We start from the raw sequence: 6,860 nt of genomic DNA, 5'->3' as shown, positions 1-6,860 counted from the left end.
CGCTGGCGAACCGTGCGGAGTATGAGGCTATGTTCCTGGATCAGGAAGATGGCGAGGTGATCTTTAAATTGGAGCGTACGAATAATGATACCTACGACGGACAGGGAGCCACGGGTAGCCCTGCAGCCGGCGGATGGGCAGGAGCGCGTTTTGCTTTTGTGGATGCTACCCTCGCAGGATCTCCTTATTTTGAAATGGGACGTTCGCTTTTCAATATTATCGACGAGAATGACATTCGTTACGATGTGAATGTCGCCCCGTCCAGTCTGATAGACCCGGATTATGAATCCAACAACAACCCGGCTACGGATATTATTGTGATTCAAAAATATCCTGGATCTGAGGGACAGCCCCTGATGAATGACCTGAAGATCTTCCGGGCGTCAGAGATGTATTTGATCCGTGCGGAAGCAGCTGTTGCCCAGGGGAATTTGGGTGTTGCTGCGAACCTGATCAAGGATATTCGCGATGCGCGTTTTGGTGAGGCCACAGCGGCTCCAAGTTTTGGAAGTCCTACAGAGGCTTATGCGGCCATCCTCGATGAGCGCCGTGTGGAACTGGCGTTTGAAGGTCACCGTTGGTTTGACCTGAAACGTTTGGGCACCCGCGCCAACCAGGGGGTCTTGAAAGACCCGATTGATTGTGCTTTTAATGGAGCCTGTACACTATCAGCAGATGATTTCAGGTTTACCTTGCCACTTCCGATTGTGGAATTCAATGCAAACCCGGGACTGCGTGAACAACAAAACCCAGGATACTAATCTAATAATCCAGAACAATGAAAAAGTATATATATATTCTTTTTGCCAGTCTCGGCTTACTCGCTTCCTGCGAGGAGGAGGTCGTTCGCTACGACGATCAAACGGGGCCTGCATATTTGCGGTTTTCGTCGCCGAATATAGACCTTCCCGTAGTCTTTGATTCCACAGCTGAAATTGACATACCGGTCCTGGTGAGTACCTTGTCAGATGTGGATCGTACGGTTGCCGTAAACGTGGTAACGACCGGTGCCGAAAACGAGGCGACACCGGATCAGTACAGTGTGGGCAACACGGTGACCATACCTGCCAATTCTTACCGGGGAATACTCCCTTTTACCGGAATTGACAATGGGATTGATATCGGTGAAACCAAAACGGTAACTCTCGAAATAAATGAGATTTCGGGAGATGCAGGGGCGGATTTGGATTCCTTTAGCACAACGACCGTTAGCCTGTTTCAGGTATGCCCGGTGGATCCGGATTTCTTTATAGGTGAATATCAGCTGACCACCACGGTTCCGGGTATTTTTGGAATTGATACTTTTGAAGGGGGGATAGTCACTTTGCAACAGGGTGAATCCAGCTCAGATGCCCGGAAATTTTCTGCTTTCGTCTATCCGGCATTTGGAACCTATGGCCCTTTTACCTTTAATTTCACCCTGGTATGTGGTACCGTCCTGGTTGCTTCCGGACAGGACACTGGAATAGGTTGTGGTGCCAATACACGTCTGGGACCTAGTGCTACCACCGGGGGTTATGAGGCAGGAGATGATTCGGTCCTGGTGATTGACTTTTTGGACGATGAAGGTGGCGGCAGTTGCGGAGCTGAAACCCCGGCGTCCATAACACTGACCAAGATTTAGAAGTTAGGATTAGAAAGTTCAAAAGTAGGCTTTTACGAAAAGCCTGCATTTTGCGGGCTTTTTTTGAAAGTGACGCCTTTTAGTACAGAATACACTGCCACTCGCAGGTGTAGTAGAAATCGGGGCAGAAAAAACCCGCCTGTCAGCAGGCGGGTTCTACATTTCCGAAGGATAATGATATTTATGGCTTGTCTATAAAGCGTTAAGGTGATTGATAAGCTGGATTACTTCATCTTCCGACTTGAGCTTCATTTTATTCTTTTTAATGTAAGCCTGTGCCTCTTCGGAATCCAGGATTCCGGCGATATCCTTTTTTTTCAGCTTAATTTCTTTGGCAGGAACGCCTTCCTGAGCAAGATAGTAAGTGATATCGTCGTCAAACCTGGGCGGCTTTTCCTTTGAGTAAGAAGAACTGGCCGGTACGGATTCCATAAAGACTCTTTTATGTTTTTTAAGGAGTCTTGTGGTCCCTTTGTTCAGCTCGAAAAAATACCCCTGAGCCGTTCCCGAGCCCTTTTCATAGGTCTCAATTTTTATGGTTTCCCCATTGAGTTCGGCCCAGATGTTATCCCGCATGAACAAAGTAGAAATCCCATTCGGCCCCTGAACCTGAATTTCATCCTGGTAGGCATTATAGCGCATCATGGCAGGATAAGGGGCTTCATTCTCCATATACACCATACCCCTTTTGAAATCGTCCGTAAGGTAAGGTGAGCCCACAAGGTTAGGGGGGAGGTTGTCATTAACCCCACCGGTAGTATTGTTGCGCAGGTATTCCGAGGGAAGATCTAAACTGGTTTGTGCTGTTAGGGTACTGGCCAGAGCCAGACCTAAGGCAAAAATAAAATGCTTCTTTTTCATTCTTTGGGTTTAATATATTTGTCTTTAATGTGCAAAATTCATGCCGGCTTTCCGGACTTAGACTATTCTACCCTGAAGACAAAAACTTCAGAATTGGTCACGTTTCCGGCCGTATCTTCAGTAGCCACTTGCCAGAAATAGGTGTTCCCGGATTGTACATCCACTTCAAGACTCGTACCCGTGATTTCGGATTCAAGTGCCGGCGGGGGATTTTCAGTTCCAAAGGATACCGTATAATTGCTGATGTCGTTGTCCACATCACTGCCACTCCATTCCAGGACTACCGAAGATGTAGCGCTGAGCGTTGCCCCCCGGGTGGGCGTTACGGCCTGGGCGGGAAACGGGGCGTAATTACTAATGCCGGGTCCGGCATTGAAAAAGCGCCACGTAGGGCTGGTCGCTGTTTCCGTGGTTCCATTGGCCCTGGAGACCACAAACCATTCGTACGGGACTCCTCTGAGAAGGATAATGGGTGTCGAGGATTCCGTACTACTGGTCAGGGAGCTGGATCCCGTATTGAGGTTCAGCAGGTTGACCTGATAACTATCCGTATTTTGAGAGTCATTCCACTCAAATACTACACGGCTCTGCGTTGGGTTGATCACCTCTCCCTCCGTACACTCTTCATTGTTGTCGGGAAAAATAAGCGTGGTGGCCAAAGGAGCGGGGATCGGATTCGGATCACCCCCACCGTCGTCCCCTCCATCCCCATCACCACCTCCGCAGGATAAAAGGATTATGGTACATCCCGTGAGCAGGAGTTTAGGTATGAAATGTAATTTTTTCATCGTTTGATGATTTTATAACTGTACAATTGATCTTGGTCGGTGACGTTGAGCAGATATACACCCCGGGCGTATGCGTCCATATTGATCTTCACCTCTCCGTTGCTGATTACAACCTCTTTGTTTAAAAGGCTGCTGCCGCTCATCGAAAACATTCGTATGCGAATCTTTGTGCCATCTTCAGCCGGGACAAACACCCTTAAATCTCCACTATCAATAGGGTTGGGAAGGGCGATGGGTTCTTCAGTCAGGGTTATGGATTGGGTATAAACGCCCTGGCATTCCTGGTCTGTGCGAACCTCCAGCTGATTCACGGGCTGATCCAGTCTTAAGGTGATACTGGAAGCACGCGTCTGGTAGCGTTGTCCGTTTAATACAATTCGGTACTCTTTGCCCCCGCTCAGATCTAAAGTGATCTCTTTCCCCAGGGTACTTACCTTTCCGCTGACGGATAAATCTTCCGGTTGGGGAACCTCCAGATCATAGCAGACCTCAAAATCGGGTTCTCCATCTACCGATAAACATAGGGTGTATGTTCCGGAATCCAGATTTTCAAAAGCGGTGCCACTACTAAAAGTCTGGGTGTTATCCGTTCCATTTCCGGTCAGGATGGCGATATAATCCAGTGCCTCGGTGGCTTCTACGGTAATACTTCCGTTATTGCTGGAACGACAGCTTTCCCCTTCGGTCTGTACCAGGAAGTTTGTCGCAGGGAGGGTAAAGACCGGACAGCCATCCAGACCCACGACAGTGCCATCTTCCGTACCAGGACAATTGTCCAGATCGTTTGGAACCCCGTCGTTGTCTTCATCCTCGTCGCAGACATCGCCGATACCATCTCCGTCTGCATCTTCCTGCCCCGGGTTGGGTGTTTTCGGACAATTGTCATCTAAATCCGGAATACCGTCATTGTCGTCATCAGGATCGCAGACATCGCCGAGGCCATCCCCATCCGTGTCTGCCTGATCTTCGTTGGCCACTAACGGGCAGTTGTCATTTACATCCAGGATACCGTCGTTGTCGTCGTCCGCATCATCTTCAAAACCGGTGAGTCCGAGGTCATCAATAACCACGCCTTCCTGATTTTCAAGCTCATCTGAGTGAAAGACGATTCGGAAAATCACATTGGTTTCCCCGCTTAAATCTGCTTCTCCCAGGGCGGCGTTTCCGACAAAGTCATAGGCGTATTCGGTCAGGGTGGCATTGGTGCCCGTCCATTGGGCTCCCGGACAGTTCTGGCAGTCATCCGCCGCTCCTGAGCTCTCGTTTGTCCGATCGCTGATGTACCAGTTCGGTTGGCTGTTCACTGAGCCCAAAACGCTCCAGGTACTGCCTTCGTCCGTAGAATATTGGACATACACGACATCGAAATCCTGCTCCAGATCATAAGCCATCTGAAACCTGAGCACTGGGGCCAGGGTCTGGGTGAGGTCGTAACACTTCGTGTAGAGGTAGGCTTTAACCCCATCGGGGTGATTTCCGTTCAAATTGGTGCCGTATGCTTCGCTCCCTGAGGCCGCCTGGTTTAAGACGGACCCGGCAGGAACACCCTTTTCCCATAACTGCCCATCGTCCCCTTCATTAAAAGAAAGCAGACCTGTCCCGGAACCTTCAAAGTCATTTATTTCGTTGGGAACTTCGGGTGCATTGATGTAGAAAATATGGGTAATTTCATTGTTGTCCGCAAAGGCATCCCCATCGACAGTTACATTCACCTGAATCCGAGCTTCTCCAATCTGGGCAATATTGACTAAAGGAAGTTCGAGGCCTGTCGACTGCTCACTCTGCAGGTTGACCGTTCGTTCTAAGGATTCGGGGTTATCCCCATTGATGCTGTATTCAATTTGCACGGTGGTTATTGGATTGATCCCGTTGTTTTCAATAGTGATCTCCGGGGTAAAACTACCGCAAAGGACCGCCCCATTGGGAGGGCTGAGGCTCAATAGGCGAACGTCTGCATCCGGAGTTTGAACGGGAATCGGGGATTGCCATACCCCCCGTCCGTAGGTGCTCGCGGTGATCACTTCATCATCGAGGGTGATTTCCAGGTCGCTTACTGCCGTACTGGGTAGTCCCTGGAAGTAGGGTTCCCATTCTGGGGTAGTCTCATTGGCTTCTGCCGCAGCGATAATGGCATCATCAATACGATAGACCCCGAGGTTTGTGCCCACGTAGACAGGATTGTCGGTATGCCGACCCTGATGTGCAATGGCAAAAAGGGCCTGATCTTCCGGCAGGTCGAAGGTAATATCAATTTCACGTCCGGCATCTCCATTGGCGGATACCGGTACTTTCCACACCTTCCGCCCGGTATTGTTCAATTGGGTGCTTTGGCGAATCCCCACCCGTAAGGAAGTAATTACATAGATGGCTGAACCATCATCCGTATCCACGGCGATATCGGAGACTGCAAAATCTGCATTAAAAAAAGCACTGAAAGTCGCTCCCCCGTCGTCACTGCGAAATACAAAAGTGCCCTCTGCGGCGTATAATACTTCCGGATTGGTCGGATCTACAATTAAATCTTCCAAAACATCCCCTTGTTCCGTCCCTCCAAAATTATTGGTCGAAATTTTTTCCCAACGGTTCCCTACAAGTTTGTAGACCCCGTCAAAGCCGCTGTAAACGGAACCGTCTGATCCAATGGCCAGGGGCGTGATCCAGTTGCCGCTGATCAGGTTTCCATTTTCATCCCGTGGACGGCCCACGGACCCAATGGATTGCCCGGAGTCAGAGGAAATGTTTAAAGTACCCCCATTTTGTGTAAAGCCGTAGACGATGTTGTCGTTGTTTGGATCAATGACGTTGTCCATGCCATCACCCCCGTGGTAGCCGTTCCAGTTCCCCTGATTGAGGATCTGGCCACCATTATCCTGCAATCCCCCAATCATTTTTGTGGCATCCTTAGAGGAAACGGTCAGTTTATAGAACTGACCAATAGCCATACCATTTGTTTTGTCGCTGAAAGTGCTTCCTTCGTTGTCTGAGGTGTAAATCCCCCCATCCGTACCTGTGAATAGCGTTCCGTTAAAAAACTTCAGCGTATGGATGTCCGCATGGGTATAGGAATCATCATTGATGAACCACTCGTTGAGTTTGAACCATGAGTTTCCTTTATTCGTGCTCTTCCAAATATTCAGGCAACCCATATAGAGTTCGTTGGCATCAGTGGGTGATACCTCCAGGGCCAGGTCAAACCAGGCCTGGGAAGATTCCATAATGTTTGTGGTATTCGGACTTTCCACAAAGCTCTCACCGCTATCCTCGGATCTGTAGAGACCCTGATACGTGAAGTTTTGTCCGCTTGTATTCGCCGCAAGGACGTATAAAAAATTCGGATTGGCCGGAGTAACGCCTAAGACCACCCGTCCGGCGGAGGTAGGCAGGACATCACTTGCTATTTCCTCAAAGACTTCCCCGTTGGTCGTTTTGTAGAAGGTGGCGGTATTCCCACCGCCTCCGATGTGTGCATTGGACACCGCATATACAGTATTCGGATCTCCGGGCTTGAGTTTAAAGTCGGAAATATACCCTGCACGAACCCGGTTAAAAGAAGCTCCCGAATCTGTAGATTTAAAAAGACCATTACT

General features: G+C 49.4%; 5 protein-coding genes. 2 read left to right on the top strand and 3 right to left on the bottom strand.

Annotation, left to right across the window (positions count from 1 at the left end; translation table 11 throughout):
* Both WBV75_RS13050 and WBV75_RS13045 read left to right on the top strand, forming a co-directional pair.
* The coding region (locus tag WBV75_RS13050) for a RagB/SusD family nutrient uptake outer membrane protein (protein WP_424121025.1) at positions 1-761 on the top strand (761 nt) is incomplete at its 5' end.
* 17 nt (positions 762-778) lie between these two features.
* Positions 779-1,624 (top strand): hypothetical protein, encoded by an 846-nt coding sequence (locus tag WBV75_RS13045; RefSeq protein ID WP_424121024.1) that lies wholly within the window; start codon positions 779-781, stop codon positions 1,622-1,624.
* Between the two features lie 192 nt (positions 1,625-1,816).
* On the opposite strand, the gene WBV75_RS13040 is transcribed toward WBV75_RS13045, so the two are convergent.
* The 3 genes from WBV75_RS13040 to WBV75_RS13030 form a co-directional block, all read right to left on the bottom strand.
* Positions 1,817-2,485 (bottom strand): hypothetical protein, encoded by a 669-nt coding sequence (locus tag WBV75_RS13040; RefSeq protein ID WP_424121023.1) that lies wholly within the window; start codon positions 2,483-2,485, stop codon positions 1,817-1,819.
* Positions 2,486-2,547: 62 nt separating this feature from the next.
* Positions 2,548-3,273, bottom strand: a complete 726-nt coding sequence (locus WBV75_RS13035) for a hypothetical protein (RefSeq protein ID WP_424121022.1) — start codon at positions 3,271-3,273, stop codon at positions 2,548-2,550.
* On the bottom strand, positions 3,270-6,860 hold a 3,591-nt coding region (locus WBV75_RS13030; RefSeq protein WP_424121021.1), incomplete at its 5' end, for a thrombospondin type 3 repeat-containing protein. The genes WBV75_RS13030 and WBV75_RS13035, both read right to left, overlap by 4 nt.

Source organism: Robiginitalea sp., assembly GCF_049588695.1.
Taxonomy (GTDB): domain Bacteria; phylum Bacteroidota; class Bacteroidia; order Flavobacteriales; family Flavobacteriaceae; genus Robiginitalea.
The sequence above is the reverse complement of the archived record's forward strand: the minus strand, read 5'-3'. Positions and strand labels throughout refer to the sequence as shown.